Source organism: Prauserella sp. PE36, from assembly GCF_003311655.1.
GTDB classification, from domain to species: domain Bacteria; phylum Actinomycetota; class Actinomycetes; order Mycobacteriales; family Pseudonocardiaceae; genus Prauserella_A; species Prauserella_A endophytica.
This window is the reverse complement of record NZ_QEQT01000093.1, coordinates 1-16,836: the sequence shown is the minus strand read 5'-3', so window position 1 is coordinate 16,836 and position 16,836 is coordinate 1. Positions and strand designations below refer to the sequence as shown.

Genomic DNA, 16,836 nt, shown 5'->3' with positions numbered 1-16,836 from the left:
CTGTTGGGTCCTGAGGCAGCACGGTGGTGTTGCTTTTGGTGTGGTGTTTGAGAATTGTAGAGTGAGTGCGAGCATCTTTGTGGTCAAGTTGTGTAGGGCACATGGTGGATGTCTGGGCACTAGGGGCCGATGAAGGACGTGGGAGGCTGCGATAAGCCTCGGGGAGCTGTCAACCGAGCTGTGATCCGAGGGTGTCCGAATGGGGTAACCCGGCACCTGTTATGAGGTGTCACCCGCACCTGAATGTATAGGGTGTGTGGAGGGAACGCGGGGAAGTGAAACATCTCAGTACCCGTAGGAAGAGAAAACAAGTGTGATTCCGTGAGTAGTGGCGAGCGAAAGCGGAGGAGGCTAAACCGTGCGCATGTCAAGCTGTCAGGTGTTGTGTGTGCGGGGTTGTGGGACCTGTTTGCCAGGGGCTGACACTCCTGGGGATGCGTTGTGTGGTTAGCGGAACGCTTTGGGATGAGCGGCCGGAGTGGGTGAGAGTCCCGTACGTGAAAACTGCATGGGCGTGTCTGGAATGGTGTTCCCGAGTAGCAGCGAGCTCGTGGAATTTGCTGTGAATCTGCCGGGACCACCCGGTAAGCCTAAATACTTCCTGGTGACCGATAGCGGACGAGTACCGTGAGGGAAAGATGAAAAGTACCCCGGGAGGGGAGTGAAAGAGTACCTGAAACCGTGTGCCTGCAAGCCGTCAGAGCAATGCTGGTCGTTGTGATGGCGTGCCTTTTGAAGAATGAGCCTGCGAGTTCGTGCTGCGTGGCGAGGTTAACCCGTGTGGGGTAGCCGTAGCGAAAGCGAGTCTGAAGAGGGCGTGTGAGTTGCGTGGTCGAGACCCGAAGCGGAGTGATCTACCCATGGCCAGGCTGAAGCGCCGGTAAGACGGTGTGGAGGGCCGAACCCACCAGGGTTGAAAACCTGGGGGATGAGTTGTGGGTAGGGGTGAAAGGCCAATCAAACTCCGTGATAGCTGGTTCTCCCCGAAATGCATTTAGGTGCAGCGTCGTATGTTTCACACCTGGGGTAGAGCTACTGGGTGGCCTAGGGGCCTTACCGGGTTACCGAAGTCAACCAAACTCCGAATACGGGTGTGTGAGAGTGCGGCAGTGAGACGGCGGGGGATAAGCTTCGTCGTCGAGAGGGAAACAGCCCAGAACGCCAGCTAAGGCCCCTAAGTGTGTGCTCAGTGGGAAAGGATGTGGAGTCGCTGAGACAACCAGGAGGTTGGCTTAGAAGCAGCCATCCTTGAAAGAGTGCGTAATAGCTCACTGGTCAAGTGGTTCTGCGCCGACAATGTAGCGGGGCTTAAGCACACCGCCGAAGCTGTGTCACTCACACATTGATCGGTGTTCCTCTTTGGGAGGGGCATCTAGTCGTGTGGGTGGGTAGGGGAGCGTCCTGCATCCAGAGAAGCGGCCGCGTGAGCGAGTTGTGGAGGGTGTGGGAGTGAGAATGCAGGCATGAGTAGCGAATGCAGAGTGAGAATCTCTGCCGCCGGATGACCAAGGGTTCCTGGGCCAGGTTGTTCCGCCCAGGGTAAGTCGGGACCTAAGGCGAGGCCGACAGGCGTAGTCGATGGACAACGGGTTGATATTCCCGTACCCGCGTGTGTGCGTCCCTGGCGAGGCAGGGGATACTAACCACCCGAGCCGCATTGCCGCTCTTCGGAGTGGTGGTGTTGGTGAGCGTGGGGCCTGATCCTGTAGTAGTCAAGCGATGGGGTGACGCAGGAAGGTAGCCCCGCCAGTCAGTGGTGATACTGGTGTAAGCGTGTGGCCCGCAGGATAGGGAAATCCGTTCTGCTGTCTTGGATGACGAGGGTGAGGCGTGATGCGTAGCCGTTTGTGGTGAAGTAGGGTGATCCTCTGCTGCCGAGAAAAGCCTCTAGCGAGTGCATGTGTGGCCCGTACCCCAAACCGACACAGGTGGTCAGGTAGAGAATACTAAGGCGATCGGGTGAACTGTGGTTAAGGAACTCGGCAAATTGCCCCCGTAACTTCGGGAGAAGGGGGGCCAAGCCTGCTGAAGCCTTGTTCGGGCTAGGTGGGAGTGGCCGCAGAGACCAGCGGAAAGCGACTGTTTACTAAAAACACAGGTCCATGCGAAGACGCAAGTCGATGTATATGGACTGACGCCTGCCCGGTGCTGGAACGTTAAGAGGACCGGTTAACCCCTTTTGTGGGGTGAAGCTGAGAATTTAAGCGCCAGTAAACGGCGGTGGTAACTATAACCATCCTAAGGTAGCGAAATTCCTTGTCGGGTAAGTTCCGACCTGCACGAATGGCGTAACGACTTTCCGGCTGTCTCAACCACAGGCCCGGCGAAATTGCACTACGAGTAAAGATGCTCGTTTCGCGCGGCAGGACGGAAAGACCCCGGGACCTTTACTATAGCTTGGTATTGGTTTTCGGTTCGGCTTGTGTAGGATAGGTGGGAGACTGTGAAGCTGACACGCTAGTGTTGGTGGAGTCGTTGTTGAAATACCACTCTGGTCGTGCTGGGAATCTAACTTCGGACCGTGATCCGGTTCAGGGACAGTGCCTGGTGGGTAGTTTAACTGGGGCGGTTGCCTCCTAAAGGGTAACGGAGGCGCCCAAAGGTTCCCTCAGCCTGGTTGGCAATCAGGTGTTGAGTGTAAGTGCACAAGGGAGCTTGACTGTGAGACTGACGGGTCGAGCAGGTGCGAAAGCAGGGACTAGTGATCCGGCACCTCCTGGTGGAAGGGGTGTCGCTCAACGGATAAAAGGTACCCCGGGGATAACAGGCTGATCTTGCCCAAGAGTCCATATCGACGGCATGGTTTGGCACCTCGATGTCGGCTCGTCGCATCCTGGGGCCGGAGTAGGTCCCAAGGGTTGGGCTGTTCGCCCATTAAAGCGGCACGCGAGCTGGGTTTAGAACGTCGTGAGACAGTTCGGTCCCTATCCGCCGCGCGCGTAGGAGACTTGCGGAAGGCTGTCCCTAGTACGAGAGGACCGGGACGGACGAACCTCTGGTATGCCAGTTGTCACGCCAGTGGCATGGCTGGTTGGCTACGTTCGGAAGGGATAACCGCTGAAGGCATCTAAGCGGGAAGCCTGTTCCTAGATGAGGTCTCCCACCCCTTGTGGGTTAAGGCTCCCAGTAGACCACTGGGTTGATAGGCCAGACATGGACGCACGGTAACGTGTTTTTGAGTGGACTGGTACTAATCGGCCGAGGACTTGCCCACAAAGCTGCTACGCACTCACTCTACGATTCTGAAACACCACACGCCCTGATAAGTGAAGAGAGTGTGGTTGTTTCACCAGTGTTTCGGTGGTTATAGCGGTGGGGTCACGCCCGGTCCCATTCCGAACCCGGAAGCTAAGCCCACCAGCGCCGATGGTACTGCACCCGTGGGGGTGTGGGAGAGTAGGACACCGCCGAACTCAACTTATGGAGGCCCGTTAGGGTTGGTCTGCTGGCCACCCTAACGGGCCTTCAGCATGTCTACGTTCATAGTGCAGTAGCAGTTCAGTAGGAGGACAAGTGTCCGAGTTCGGTCGACGCGGCTCACGGGACGACGGCGAGTCCGCTCGACCGCAGCGCCGGAATGAGGGCAACCGGGGTTCGTACCGCAACGACCGAGAAGGACGCCCGAACCGTGGCGGAGGCCGGTACGAGGATCGGCGCGGAGGATCCAGGGGAGGGGATTTCCGGCGCGACGACCGCCCTCGCGGGGACCGCGACGACCGGCCCAACCGAGACGACCGGCCCCGGGGCAAGGGCTCGTTCCGCGGGGACCGCCCGTACCGGGATCGCGACGACCGGGGCCGCGGCGAGCGGCCCTACCGCGATCGGAACGACCGCCCCTATCGCGACCGGGATGACCGGCCCCGCCGGGACGATCGTCCTCGCGGCGGCGACCGGCCCTTCCGCGACCGCGACGATCGTTCGCGTGGCGACCGGCCCTACCGGGGCCGCGATGATCGCGGGCGTGGCGGTGACCGGCCCTACCGGGGCCGGGATGACCGGCCCCGCGGCGGCGACCGGCCCTACCGGGACCGCGACGATCGTTCGCGTGGCGACCGGCCGTTCCGGGACCGGGATGACCGTCCTCGTGGTGGCGACCGGCCGTTCCGCGACCGGGACGACCGTCCGCGCCGGGACCGGGATGACCGTCCTCGTGGTGGCGACCGGCCCTTCCGCGACCGGGATGATCGTCCTCGTGGCAAGAACGACCGGCCCTACCGCGACGACCGGTCGGCGCGAACGGAGCGTCCGCGCCGCGATGACCGGCCACGGCGGGACGACCGGCCCGCCGCCGAGCCTGCTGCGCGCGTGGAGCCCAGTGACGAGGCCGTGGCGCGCGAACTGCTCGAGGCTCCCGAGCTGCCCGAGGGCATCGACTACGCCGACCTCGACCCCGAGGCTCGCCGGGAGCTGCGCTCGTTGCCCAAGGAGCTCGCCGAGCGGATCGGCAGGCATCTCGTGGCGGCCGGGACGCTGATCGACGAGGACCCCGAGGTCGCGCTCGCGCACGCGAAGTACGCCAAGTCGAAGGTCTCCCGGATCCCCGTGGTGCGGGAGGCCGTCGGGCTCGCCGCCTACCACGCCGGCAAGTGGTCGGAGGCGCTGTCGGAGCTGCGCGCCGTGCGGCGGATGACGCGCACCGACGCCCACGTCGCCGTGATCGCCGATGCCGAACGCGCCATGGGGCGTCCCGAACGGGCGCTCGACATCGCCAAGGAAACCGACACCGCGAGCCTGCCGAAGGACGTCGCCATCGAGCTGAAGATCGTCGCGGCCGGTGCCCGGCGCGACCTCGGTCAGCTCGACGCGGCCGTCGTGGCGCTCCAGGGCGACGATCTCGACCCGAAGCAGAGGCAGCCGTGGAGCGCGCGCCTCTTCTACGCCTACGCGGACAACCTCGCCGCGGCCGGCCGCGCCGAGGAGGCCGTTCGCTGGTTCCTCCACGCCGCCGACGCCGACTCCGAGGAGGAGACCGACGCGGCCGAGCGAGCGGCGGAGCTGGCCGGTGACTGACGGCGCCCTGCTCGACCGCCACGACGCCGTCCTGCTCGACCTCGACGGCACCGTCTATCACGGTGTCCGGCCGATCCCGCACGCCGCCGACGCGATCGGCCGGGCCCGTGACCGGGGAACACCGGTCCGGTTCGTCACGAACAACGCCTCCAAGGCGCCCGAGGCGGTGGCCGAGCACCTGCGGTCGCTCGGCGTGCCGGCCGATCCCGCCGAGGTCCTCACGAGCGCGCAGGCCGCGGCGCGGATCCTCCGTGAGCGCCTGCCCGAGGGCGTGGCCGTGCTCGTGGTGGGCGCCGGTTCGCTCGCGGCCGAGGTCGACGGCGGAGGGCTGCGCTCGGTCCGCAAAGCCGACGCCGGCGTAGCCGCCGTGGTGCAGGGCCACTCACCGAAGACCGGCTGGGCCGACCTCGCCGAGGCCTGCGTCGCCATCCGCGAGGGCGCCCTGTGGGTCGCCTGCAACGCCGACGCCACCCTGCCCACGGAACGCGGGCTGCTGCCCGGCAACGGCGCCATGGTCGCCGCGCTGAAGGCGGCGACGGACCGCGAGCCGATCGTCGCGGGCAAGCCCCAGCCGCCGCTGTTCCGCACGGCCGCCGAATCGGCGGACGCGACCAGCCCGCTGGTGGTCGGCGACCGGCTCGACACCGACATCGCGGGCGCCGTGGCCGCGGGCGTCGACTCGCTCGTGGTGCTCACCGGGGTCGCCACCCCGGCGAGCGTGCTCGCCGCGATCCCCGCAGAGCGGCCGCGTTACCTGGCCGCCGACCTCACGGGACTCGACGGCAAGGCCGACGAGCTGGAGATCGGCCCCCGGCCCGGCTGGCGCGTCGAGGCCCGCGACGGCGAGCTGGTGGTCGCGAGCGACGGCGGCCAGGACGGCCTCGACCTGCTGCGGGCGCTGTGCGACGCTGCGTGGCGCCATGGCGTGACCACCGTGCGTGCCGCCGACGGCCAGGCCGCCACCGCGCTGGGAGACCTCGCACTGGGCTGAACTGCTCCGTACGCCTCCGCCGTCGCGCCGCCGGATCGGATAGCGTTGAGGCGTGCAGGAACACACGAACCCCGTACCGCGCCCGGTCCCGGGGCCGCCGCCCGGCATGGGACCGGCGCCGCAGGAGACCGACCCCAGGGCCGGCATCGAGGAGGCCATCGCCGGGCTCGACGAACTCGACGACCTGCCCCCGGCCGAGCACGTCGAACGCTTCGACGCGGTGCACACGGAGCTGGCCGTGGCGCTGTCCAGCATCGACAAGGTCTAGCGGTGCCTCGCAGGGCCCGCCTGGACGCCGAGCTCGTCCGCCGAGGGCTCGCCCGGTCCAGGGAACACGCCAGCTCCCTCATCGGTGAGGGCAAGGTGACCGTTCGCGGCATGATCGCCCGCAAGCCGGCCACCGGCGTCGAGGCCGACGCCGCGATCGTCGTGCGCACCGCCGACGACCCCGGCTGGGCCTCCCGCGGCGCCCACAAGCTGCTCGGCGCGCTCGGCAGGTTCGAGCCCGCGGGGCTGACCGTCGCCGGCAAGCGCTGTCTCGACGCGGGAGCCTCCACCGGCGGGTTCACCGACGTGCTGCTGCGCAGGGGCGCGCGCACGGTGGTCGCCGCCGACGTGGGGCGTGGCCTGCTCGACTGGCGGCTGCAGACCGATGACCGCGTGGTCGTGCTGGACAAGACCAACGTCCGCAACCTCACGCCGGAGCAGATCGGCGGCCGCGTCGACGTCGTGGTCGCCGACCTCTCGTTCATCTCGCTCAAGCTCGTGCTTCCCGCGCTCGCGGCCTGTGCGGGCGAGGGCGCCGACCTGCTGCCCATGGTCAAACCGCAGTTCGAGGTCGGCAAGGAACGCCTCGGCAGCGGCGGGGTCGTCCGAGACCCCGAGCTGAGGGCCGAGGCCGTGCTGGGTGTGCTCACCGAGGCGGAGCGCCTCGGCCTGAGTGCGCGCGGCGTGGTCGCGAGCCCGCTGCCCGGCCCGTCCGGCAACGTGGAGTACTTCGCGTGGCTGCGGCGAGCCGACCCCGGGGAGGACGCTGGAGACCCCGGCGAACTGGTCCGCACCGCCGTCCGGGAAGGCCCGTCGTGACCGAAGCGTGCGAAACGCGCGAAGTGCTCCTGGTCGTGCACCCCGACCGGGAGGCGACGAGAAGCGCCGCCAGGGCGGTCGCCGTCCGGCTCGCCGAGGCCGGAATGTGGCTGCGGGTGATCGACGAGGAGGTGCTGCGGCTCGTCGAACCCGAGGACCACGACATGCCGTGCACCGTCGTGGCTCCCGAGGACAACCCGGCCAAGGGCGTCGAGCTGGTACTCGTGCTGGGCGGCGACGGAACCCTGCTGCGGGCCGCCGAGCTCGCCAGGCCGGCCGGGGTGCCCGTGCTCGGGGTGAACCTGGGCCGGGTCGGCTTCCTCACCGAGGCCGAGTCCGACGCGGTCGCCGCCACCGTCGACCGCGTCGTCACGGGCCGGTACCGCATCGAGGAGCGCATGACGATCGACGTCACCGTGACCCTCGGCGGGAAGGTCGTCGCCGAGACGTGGGCGCTCAACGAGGCCAGCGTGGAGAAGGCCTCGCGCGAACGCGTCCTCGACGCGCTCATCGAGGTCGACGGCAGGCCCGTGTCGTCGTTCGGCTGTGACGGCGTGCTGTGCTCCACCCCGACCGGCTCCACCGCGTACGCGTTCTCCGCGGGCGGCCCGGTGGTGTGGCCGGACGTCGAGGCCCTGCTGGTGGTGCCGAGCAACGCGCACGCGATGTTCTCCCGGCCGCTCGTGGTCTCGCGGTCGTCGGTGATCACCGTGCAGGTCGACCCCGACGGCTCCCCCGCGGTGCTGACCTGCGACGGGCTGCGGCACGTCGAGCTGGAGCCGGGTGCGCGCGTGCAGGTGGTCGCGGGATCGGTGCCGGTCCGGCTGGTGCACCTGTGGGACGGCCCGTTCACCGACCGGCTCGTGCACAAGTTCGCGCTGCCGGTCAAGAGCTGGCGCGAGCGGCACGACCGCAGGGGCAGCCGCGGCTCCGACCCTTCCTGACCGAGTCACCCGGATGTCGGTGGTGGCCGCTACGGTGGTGGCGTGCTGGCCGAGATGCGTATCCAGGGCCTCGGAGTCATCGAGGACGCCCTGCTCGAACTGCACCCGGGATTCACCGTGGTCACCGGGGAGACCGGCGCGGGCAAGACCATGGTCGTCACCGGGCTCCACCTGCTCTCGGGTGGTCGCGCGGAGGCGTCCAAGGTCCGGACCGGCACCGGGAAGGCCACCGTCGAGGGCCGTTTCGAGAACGTGACCGCGGAGCAGGCGACGAAGATCGTCACGGACGCGGGGGCCGACGTCGACGAGGACGGCAGTGTCATCGCACTGCGGTCGGTGAGCGCCGACGGGCGCTCCCGCGCGCACCTTGGCGGGCGGTCCGTGCCGGTCGGCGTGCTCGCCGACCTCTCCGAACAGCTGCTCGCCGTGCACGGGCAGAACGACCAGCTGCGGTTGCTGCGCCCCGCCGAGCAGCGCGCCGTGATCGACCGCTTCGCGGGCGACTCGGTCGCCGCCCCGCTCGGGAAGTACCGGCGCGTGCGGGACGAATGGATCGCCGTCGCCACGGAGCTGAGGGAACGCTCCAGCCGCTCGCGCGAACTGGCCCAGCAGGCCGACATGCTCCGGCACGGGCTCACCGAGATCGAGGCCGTCGACCCCGCGCCCGGCGAGGACGCCGAGCTCACCGAGCAGGTCAAGCGGCTCGCCGCGATCGACGAGCTTCGGGAGGCGGCGAGCGCGGCGAGCGTCGCGGTGTCCGGCTCCGCCGAGGGCGATCCCGACGTGCCAGGGGCGCTCGGATTGCTGGCCGAGGCCCGGCGCAGGCTCTCCGCGACGGAGGATGCCGCGCTGTCCGACCTCGAGCCCCGGCTCGCCGAGGCGTCCGTGCTGCTCGGCGACGTCGGCGCCGAGCTCACCGCCTATCTGGAGACGCTGGACGCCGATCCCGAACGGCTCGAACAGATCCTGGCCAGGCAGTCCGAGCTGAAGAAGCTGACCCGCAAGTACGCGGCCGACGTCGACGGCGTGCTGGCGTGGGCGGACGACGCCCGCGCCCGCCTGGAGACCATGGACACCTCCGGCGAGGCGCTCGCGCAACTCGCCGCGCGCCGGGACGAGCTGGCCGTCGAGCTGGCCCGGCACGCCGAGGACGTGTCGGCCGCCCGCGACGCGGCCGCGCGGGAACTGGCCGGTGAGATCACCGCGGAGCTGGCCGGGCTCGCGATGGGGCAAGCGGAGATCGAGATCACCGTCAGTGCCAGGCAGGCCGAGACCGGTGACCCGCACGAGCTGAAGGTCGGCGGTCAGGTCGTGCACGCGGGCCCGGACGGCGTCGACGAGGTGGAGCTGCTGCTCAAGGCGCACAACGGCGCGCCGCCGCTGCCGGTGCACAAGGCCGCCTCCGGTGGGGAGCTGTCGCGGGTCATGCTCGCGATCGAGGTGGTGCTCGCCCACGCGGACACCGTCGGGACGCTCGTTTTCGACGAGGTGGACGCCGGTGTCGGCGGGCGGGCCGCCGTGGAGATCGGCAGGCGGCTCGCGAAGCTCGCGCGCAGTCACCAGGTACTCGTGGTCACCCACCTGCCCCAGGTCGCCGCGTTCGCCGACCGGCACCTGGTGGTCGACAAGGGCACCTCGGGCGGCGTCACGCGCAGCGGGGTCACCGTGCTCGCGCAGTCCGATCGCGTTGCGGAACTGGCGCGAATGCTCGCGGGCCTCGATGGCACCGAAACGGGTCGCGCACACGCCGAGGAACTACTCAACGCTGCCGAGAATTTCAAGAAGACACCCGAACCGGTGAAGGCATCGCGTTCGGCCAAGGGGGCCAAGAAGAAGGCGGGGAGCAGAAAGAACTCCTGATCGTCCGCTGTGGAGCACGACACAGTGCCCGGTAATTGACGGCTTCCGCCCGGTGTGTCGGCGGAGTTTTCGCGCGCCCGTTTGTCACTATCGCCTCATGAAACTCACCGGTCTGCTCGCACGAACCAAGGAGGCGCTGCCCGGCGTGAGTGGAGTCGCCCGGGTCGATCGGCGCACCCGGGATCTGCTGCGCAGGCTGGGACCCGGTGAGATCGCGGTGCTGGACCAGGTCGACCTCGACCGGGCCACCGCGGACGCGCTCGTGGAGGCAGGCGTCGCCGCCGTCGTCAACGCGGCACCGTCCATTTCGGGCAGGTTTCCCAACCTCGGGCCGGAAATACTTGTCGCGGAGGGCATCCCGCTGATCGACAACGTCGGCGGCGAGGTGCTCCGGCGCATCAAGGACGGCAGCCGCGTGCGGATCCACGAGGGCGTGGTCTACTCCGGCGAGCGCAGGGTCGCCTCGGGCACCGTGCAGACCAGCGAGAGCGTCGCCGACCAGATGATCGAGGCCAAGGCCGGCATGTCCACCCAGCTGGAGGCGTTCTCGGCCAACACCATCGAGTTCCTGCGCAGGGAACGCACGCTCATCCTCGACGGCGTCGGCGTCCCCGAGCTGCGGATCCCGTTGCGTGACCGGCACGTCGTGGTGATCGCCCCTGGCAACGGGCACGCCGAGGACCTGCGCGGGCTGAAGAAGTACATCGCCGAGCACCGGCCGGTGCTGATCGGCGTCGACTCGGCGGCCGACACGCTGCGCGCCCACGGGTACACGCCCGACGTGATCGTCGGCGACCCGAGCGGGATCGAGGCCGCCACGCTCAAGGCGGGCGGCGAGGTCGTGGTCCCCGCGCAGCCGGACGGGCACGCGCCCGGTGTCGAGCGCATCCAGGACCTCGGCATCGGCGCGGTGACGTTCCCCGCGTCGGGCAACGCCGAGGACCTCGCCCTCCTGTTGGCCGACACCCACGACGCGGACCTGGTGGTGACGGTCGGTTTCCAGGCCACGCTGCGGGAGTTCCTCGACCACGGCCGCTCCGGCTCGAACCCGTCAACGTTCCTCACCCGGCTCAAGCTCGGCACCAAGCTGGTGGACGGCAAGGCCGTCGCGACGCTGCACCGCAGCCGCGTGTCGGTCGGCGCCGTCGTGCTGCTCGTGCTCGCCGCGCTGGTGGTGGTGCTCGCCGCGCTGCTGGTGTCCGACGTCGGCGACGTCTACCTCGACTGGGTTCGCGACACCTGGAATTCCTTCACTAGCTGGGTCAAGGGGCTCTTCACGTGATTTCTCTGCGGTACCACATCGTCTCGATCGCGGCGGCCTTTCTCGCGCTCGCGATCGGTGTCGTGCTCGGTTCGACCGCGCTGAACGGGTCGCTGCTGTCCGGGCTCAACGACGAGAAGGGTGACCTGGCCACGCAGGTCAGCGACCTGGAGGCCGAGCGCAACGCGCTCAACGCGCGGCTGGCCGACGCGGACGCGTTCGCGGGCTCCGTCGGCGGGAAGGTGGTGTCCGGCTCGCTCGACAAGCGCTCGGTGGTGCTCGTGACCACCGCTGACGCCCGGCCCGCCGACCGCGACGCGCTCAAGGACCTGGTGGGCAAGGCGGGCGCGTCGGTGACCGGCGAGGTGCAGCTCACCGACTCCTTCGCCGACCCGGCCAAGGCCGACCAGCTGCGCGAGGTCGTGACGCGGCTGCAGCCTGCCGGCGCGCAGTTCCCGACCGCGGGCGACCCCGGCACGCTGGCCGGTGCGCTGCTCGGCTCGGTGCTGCTGCTGGACAAGGACTCCGCCGAGCCCCAGTCGTCCGACGCGGAGCTGGCCGCCGCGCTGGCGGGGCTCACCGACGGCGGCTTCGTGAAGCCGAGCCAGAACGTGCGCCCTGCACAGCTCGCCGTCGTGCTCACCGGTGGCAAGGCCGCTGGCGACGGCGCCGGTGACCGGGCCGCCACGCTCGCGCGCTTCGCCGCCCAGCTCGACCGCTCCGGCGCGGGCACGGTGCTCACGGGCGACCCGTCCTCAGCGGAGGGCACCGGCGCCGTCGGCGTCGCCCGCGCCGACACGTCCATGACCTCGGTTCTGTCTACTGTGGACAACGTGAACACGGCGGCCGGTCGCGTGGCGACCATCCTGGCGCTGCGCGAGCAGCTCGAGGGCAACGCGGGCCGCTACGGTGTCGCAGGCAACGCGCAGGGCCCCGCTCCCGGCGTCAACCAGCAGGGGCAGTAGCCCTCACGCGGGGTTCAGCAGTCCGCCCCACGCCTCGACGAACCCGGGGAACGTCTTGCCGACGGTCGCCGGGTTCTCCACCTCGACGCCCGCGATGCGCAGGCCCAGCACGGCGCCCGCCATCACGAGCCGGTGGTCGTCGTAGGTGTGGAAGACGCCGCCGTGCAGCGGCGCCGGGCGGATGCGCAGGCCGTCCTCGGTCTCGGTGACGTCGCCGCCTAGCGCCGTCAGCTCCGTGGCGAGCGCGGCCAGCCGGTCGGTCTCGTGCCCGCGCAGGTGGGCGACGCCGGAGATGACCGACGGCCCGTCGGCGAAGCACAGCAGCGCCGCGATCACCGGGGTCAGCTCGCCGACCTCGTGGAGGTCCAGCGTCGCGCCCGGCAGCCTGCCCTGGCCCGTGACCGTCAGCCCGCCGTCGTCGAGCGTCACGTCGGCGCCCAGCTCGCGGACGAGGCTGCGCAGCCAGTCTCCGGGCTGGGTCGTCTCGGCGGGCCAACCCGCGACTCGGACCGTGCCGCCCGTCACGAGCGGCGCCACCACGAACGGCGCCGCCGTCGACAGGTCCGGCTCCACTGTGTAGTCATCCAGTGACAGCGAGGTGGCGGGCACGTGGAACTCGTCGAGGTGCCGCTCCGGAGCCGCGCCGAAGCGGCGCAGCATGTCCAGCGTCATCGCGATGTGCGGCTCGCTCGGCGGCTTGCCGATCAGCCGCACCGTGACCCCTGACTCGAACGCGGGGGCCGCGAGCAGCAGCGCGGACAGGAACTGGCTCGACGCGGAGGAGTCCAGCTCGACGGCACCGCCCGGCAGGCCGTCGCGCCCGCGCACGGTGAACGGCGGGGCGCCCCTGCCCTCGTCGTCGAGGTCGGCTCCGAGTGCGCGCAGGGCCGTCAGCAGCGGCGAGAGGGGACGGCGGCGGATCGCGGGGTCACCGTCGAAGCGCACCGTGCGGGCCCCGAGCGCGGCCAGCGGCGGGGTGAAACGCGCCACCGTGCCCGCGTTGCCCAGGTCGATCGACACCTCGCCCTCGCCCGGCGTGAGCGGCTGCACCCGCACACCCTCCGGCGTGTGCTCCGAGGTGGCCCCCAGCCGGCTCAGCGCGGCGAGCATGAGCCGGGCGTCGCGCGAGTCGAGCGGCGCGCGCACCAGCGTGGGCCGGGTCGACAGGGCGGCGAGCACATAGGCGCGATTGGTGATCGACTTCGAACCCGGGACGCGGATCGTGGCGTCGACCTTGTCCTCGGCAACCGGCGCTGTCCAGGAGTTTCGCACGGGCACGCCACCACTGTGGCACAGCGCCCGCCACGCGGTGCGGGTGAGGCTTGCGGCGCGATCCCGGCGAGGTGCGATAAGGTGGAAGCCCGTGGGACTTCAGCCGCGGACAACCAAGTACGTATTCGTCACGGGAGGCGTCGCCTCCTCTCTGGGTAAGGGGCTCACGGCGTCCAGCCTGGGTCAGCTCCTCACCGCTCGTGGTCTCCGGGTCACGATGCAGAAGCTCGACCCCTACCTGAACGTCGACCCCGGGACGATGAACCCGTTCCAGCACGGCGAGGTCTTCGTCACCGAGGACGGCGCCGAGACCGACCTCGACATCGGTCACTACGAGCGGTTCCTCGACCGTGACCTGTCCGGTTCGGCGAACGTGACCACCGGCCAGGTGTACTCGACGGTGATCGCCAAGGAGCGCAGGGGCGAGTACCTCGGCGACACCGTGCAGGTGATCCCGCACATCACCGACGAGATCAAGACGCGCATCATGGCCGTCGCCGAGTCGGACGGCACCGGGCTGCGTCCCGACGTGGTGATCACGGAGGTCGGCGGCACGGTGGGCGACATCGAGTCGCTGCCGTTCCTCGAGGCCTGCCGTCAGGTCCGCCACGACGTCGGCAGGGACAACTGCTTCTTCCTGCACGTGTCGCTCGTGCCCTACCTCGCGCCGTCCGGCGAGCTGAAGACCAAGCCCACGCAGCACTCCGTCGCGGCCCTGCGCAACATCGGCATCCAGCCCGACGCGCTCGTCTGCCGCGCCGACCGCGACCTGTCCGAGGACCTCAAGCGCAAGATCGGCCTGATGTGCGATGTGGACACCGAGGCCGTGATCGCCTGCCCCGACGCCCGCTCGATCTACGACATCCCCAAGGTGCTGCACGGCGAGGCGCTCGACGCCTACGTGGTGCGGCGGCTCGGGCTGCCGTTCCGGGACGTCGACTGGACGGTGTGGGGTGACCTGCTCGACCGCGTGCACAACCCCACGGAGACCGTTCGGATCGCCCTCGTCGGCAAGTACATCGACCTGCCGGACGCCTACCTGTCGGTGACCGAGGCGCTGCGCGCGGGCGGGTTCGCCCACCGCGCCAAGGTGGAGATCGTCTGGGTGCCCTCCGACGAGGCGACCACCCCCGCCGGTGCCGCGGCCGCGCTGTCCGGTGTGGACGGTGTGCTGATCCCCGGCGGGTTCGGCGTGCGCGGCATCGAGGGCAAGATCGGCGCCATCCAGTACGCGCGCACGCGCAAGATCCCGGTGCTGGGCCTGTGCCTCGGGCTGCAGTGCATGGTGATCGAGACCGCGCGGCACCTCGCCGGCATCGCCGACGCCAACTCGGCGGAGTTCGACGAGACCACCGCCAACCCGGTGATCTCGACGATGGCCGACCAGAAGGACGTCGTGTCGGGCGACCGCGACATGGGCGGCACGATGCGCCTTGGCGCCTACCCGGCGAAGCTGCTGCCGGGCTCGCAGGTGGCCGAGGCCTACGGCACGCGCGAGGTCTCCGAACGGCACCGCCACCGCTACGAGGTCAACAACGCCTACCGCAAGCGGCTCTCCGACGCAGGCCTGGTGTTCTCCGGGCTCTCGCCCGACGACCGGCTCGTGGAGTTCGTGGAGCTGCCCAAGGAGGAGCACCCGTTCTTCGTCGGCACGCAGGCGCACCCCGAGCTCAAGAGCAGGCCGACCCGGCCCCACCCGCTGTTCGACGCGTTCGTGCGCGCGGTCGTGGAGTACCGCACCGCCGAGCGGCTTCCCGTGGAGCTGCCCGAGACCTCGTCCGTGGGCGCGCGATGAGCGAGCCCGGCTCGCACGAGTTCACCGTGGTGTCCTCTGAGGACATCCACATCGGACGCGTCGTGGGCCTGCGAATCGACGAGCTCGTGATGCCCGGTGGTGGCACGGCACGCAGGGAGGTCGTCGAGCACCTCGGGGCCGTCGCCGTGTGCGCGGTGGACGACGACGGCGCAGTGACGCTGGTCCACCAGTACCGGCACCCGCTACGCGACCGGCTGTGGGAGCTGCCAGCCGGCCTGCTCGACAAGGACGGCGAGGACCCGCTCGACACGGCGGCCCGCGAGCTCGTGGAGGAGGCCGGTCTCGCCGCGCGGCGCTGGGACACCCTCGTGGACGTGGCCGCCTCGCCCGGCTTCACCGACGAGGTCGTGCGCGTTTACCTCGCGCGCGACCTCACCGCCGTGGAGCGCGAGGTGCACGGCGAGGAGGAGGCCGACCTGGTGATCACCACGGTCCCGCTCGCGCAAGCCGTGCGGATGGTGCTCGCGGGCGACATCGTCAACGGAGCGACGGTGGCGGGTGTGCTCGCGGCGCACGCGGTGCTCACCGGGGTGGAACAGGCGCGCCCGGCGCGGACGCCGTGGCGGGACCGCCCGACGTCGTTCGCGGCCCGGCTGCGTTAGGTCGTGTCTGACAATTCTCTGCCGTGCGAGCGGGCAACCGGATCGGCAGACACGACCTAGGGCGTGTCTCCTAAAGATCTGCGGTGTGAGCTGGGATTGTTGATCGCATGTCACGGTTTGCGGTGCTTACTGACGCTCAATGGGCTCGGATTGAGCCGCTGATGCCGTCCTCGGATGGCCAGCGAGGCAGGCCGTTTAGGGATCACCGGCAGGTGGTCGAGGGGATCGTCTACCGATTCCGGACCGGGATCGCGTGGCGGGACCTGCCTGAGTCGTTCGGACCGTGGCAGACGCTGTGGAAGCGGCACAAGCGGTTCTCGACCGATGGGACCTGGGATAAGATCCACGCTCGGCTGGTCGCTGAGGCTGACGCCGCCGGCGGGGTGGACTGGACGGTGTCGGTCGACTCCACCATCAACCGCGCCCACCAGCACGCGGTCACCCTGCGACGGGTCGAACATCCCGCAGGTCGGCGGCCCACAGGGGGCTGAGCCGAACTACAAGGATCTACGCGCCGAGCCGCTTGATCATGCGCTGGGACGCTCGCGGGGCGGGATGTCGACCAAGATCCACCAGCTCGTCGACGGCCGCGGCCGCCCGCTGGTCATCGCACTCACACCCGGCCAGGCCGGTGACTCCCCCATGCTCGCGCCGCTGCTGTCCCACCTGGCCGTCAAACGGCTCGGTCCAGGTCGGCCGCGCACTCGCCCCGAGGCCTTGATCGGCGACAAGGCCTACTCATCCCGAGCGATTCGAGCCAGACTGCGAGCCCGGGGCATCAAGACCGTGATCCCACAGCCCGCAGACCAGATTGCTCACCGCAGACGGCGTGGCGCCGCCGGAGGCCGCCCACCCGAGTTCGACGCCCTGACCTACAAGCGGCGCAACGTGATCGAACGGTCCTTCAACGACCACAAGCAATGGCGCGGCATCGCCACTCGCTACGACAAGCTCGCCGCCGTCTACCGAGGAGGCATCGTCCTCCGCGCGATCACCCTATGGCTTCGGCAATAAGGAGACACGACCTAG

12 protein-coding genes and 2 rRNA genes are annotated in these 16,836 nt (G+C 69.3%); 13 read left to right on the top strand and 1 reads right to left on the bottom strand.

Going from position 1 to position 16,836, the window contains the following annotated elements:
- Positions 1-81: 81 nt before the first annotated feature.
- The 10 genes from DI005_RS29860 (at position 82) to DI005_RS29815 (ending at position 12,117) form a co-directional block, all read left to right on the top strand.
- Positions 82-3,214: ribosomal RNA gene (locus DI005_RS29860) — 23S ribosomal RNA — on the top strand.
- A gap of 82 nt (positions 3,215-3,296) precedes the next feature.
- Positions 3,297-3,413 (top strand): 5S ribosomal RNA (gene rrf / locus DI005_RS29855).
- Positions 3,414-4,305: 892 nt separating this feature from the next.
- Positions 4,306-5,010 (top strand): hypothetical protein, encoded by a 705-nt coding sequence (locus tag DI005_RS38745; protein WP_233520371.1) that lies wholly within the window; start codon positions 4,306-4,308, stop codon positions 5,008-5,010.
- Entirely contained in the window at positions 5,003-6,001 is a 999-nt protein-coding gene (locus DI005_RS29845; protein WP_113644366.1) for an HAD-IIA family hydrolase, read from the top strand. The genes DI005_RS38745 and DI005_RS29845 overlap by 8 nt, the downstream gene beginning before the upstream one ends.
- A gap of 52 nt (positions 6,002-6,053) precedes the next feature.
- Positions 6,054-6,269 carry a hypothetical protein gene (locus tag DI005_RS29840; protein WP_112274770.1) on the top strand — a complete coding sequence of 72 codons (216 nt, stop codon included), beginning with the start codon at positions 6,054-6,056 and terminating at the stop codon, positions 6,267-6,269.
- 2 nt (positions 6,270-6,271) lie between these two features.
- On the top strand, positions 6,272-7,087 hold the full coding sequence (locus tag DI005_RS29835) for a TlyA family RNA methyltransferase (protein WP_112274769.1): 816 nt from the start codon (positions 6,272-6,274) through the stop codon (positions 7,085-7,087).
- Positions 7,084-8,031 (top strand): NAD kinase, encoded by a 948-nt coding sequence (locus tag DI005_RS29830; protein ID WP_112274767.1) that lies wholly within the window; start codon positions 7,084-7,086, stop codon positions 8,029-8,031. The genes DI005_RS29835 and DI005_RS29830 overlap by 4 nt, the downstream gene beginning before the upstream one ends.
- Positions 8,032-8,073: 42 nt before the next feature.
- Positions 8,074-9,891, top strand: a complete 1,818-nt coding sequence (gene recN, locus DI005_RS29825; RefSeq protein ID WP_199543331.1) for a DNA repair protein RecN — start codon at positions 8,074-8,076, stop codon at positions 9,889-9,891.
- Positions 9,892-9,988: 97 nt separating this feature from the next.
- Positions 9,989-11,173, top strand: coding sequence for a putative cytokinetic ring protein SteA (gene steA, locus DI005_RS29820; RefSeq protein WP_112274766.1), 1,185 nt, complete (start codon positions 9,989-9,991; stop codon positions 11,171-11,173).
- The gene (locus DI005_RS29815) at positions 11,170-12,117 is read left to right on the top strand and encodes a copper transporter (RefSeq protein ID WP_112274765.1); all 948 of its coding nucleotides are present in this window, start codon (positions 11,170-11,172) and stop codon (positions 12,115-12,117) included. Before steA ends, DI005_RS29815 begins: the two co-directional genes overlap by 4 nt.
- A 3-nt stretch (positions 12,118-12,120) precedes the next feature.
- On the opposite strand, the gene aroA is transcribed toward DI005_RS29815, so the two are convergent.
- On the bottom strand, positions 12,121-13,395 hold the full coding sequence (aroA, locus tag DI005_RS29810) for a 3-phosphoshikimate 1-carboxyvinyltransferase (protein ID WP_113644365.1): 1,275 nt from the start codon (positions 13,393-13,395) through the stop codon (positions 12,121-12,123).
- Positions 13,396-13,480: 85 nt separating this feature from the next.
- On the opposite strand from aroA, the gene DI005_RS29805 reads away from it, so the two are divergent.
- From DI005_RS29805 to DI005_RS29795, 3 genes are all read left to right on the top strand, one after another.
- Positions 13,481-15,184 (top strand): CTP synthase, encoded by a 1,704-nt coding sequence (locus tag DI005_RS29805; protein ID WP_112274762.1) that lies wholly within the window; start codon positions 13,481-13,483, stop codon positions 15,182-15,184.
- Positions 15,181-15,807 carry an NUDIX hydrolase gene (locus tag DI005_RS29800; RefSeq protein ID WP_112274760.1) on the top strand — a complete coding sequence of 209 codons (627 nt, stop codon included), beginning with the start codon at positions 15,181-15,183 and terminating at the stop codon, positions 15,805-15,807. The genes DI005_RS29805 and DI005_RS29800 overlap by 4 nt, the downstream gene beginning before the upstream one ends.
- A gap of 107 nt (positions 15,808-15,914) precedes the next feature.
- Positions 15,915-16,821, top strand: a protein-coding gene (locus tag DI005_RS29795; protein WP_369973583.1) for an IS5 family transposase whose coding sequence is annotated in 2 segments (ribosomal slippage) — positions 15,915-16,285 and positions 16,284-16,821 — 909 coding nt in all. Because the reading frame shifts where the segments join, the coding sequence is not laid out codon by codon here.
- The last annotated feature ends 15 nt before the right edge of the window (positions 16,822-16,836 follow it).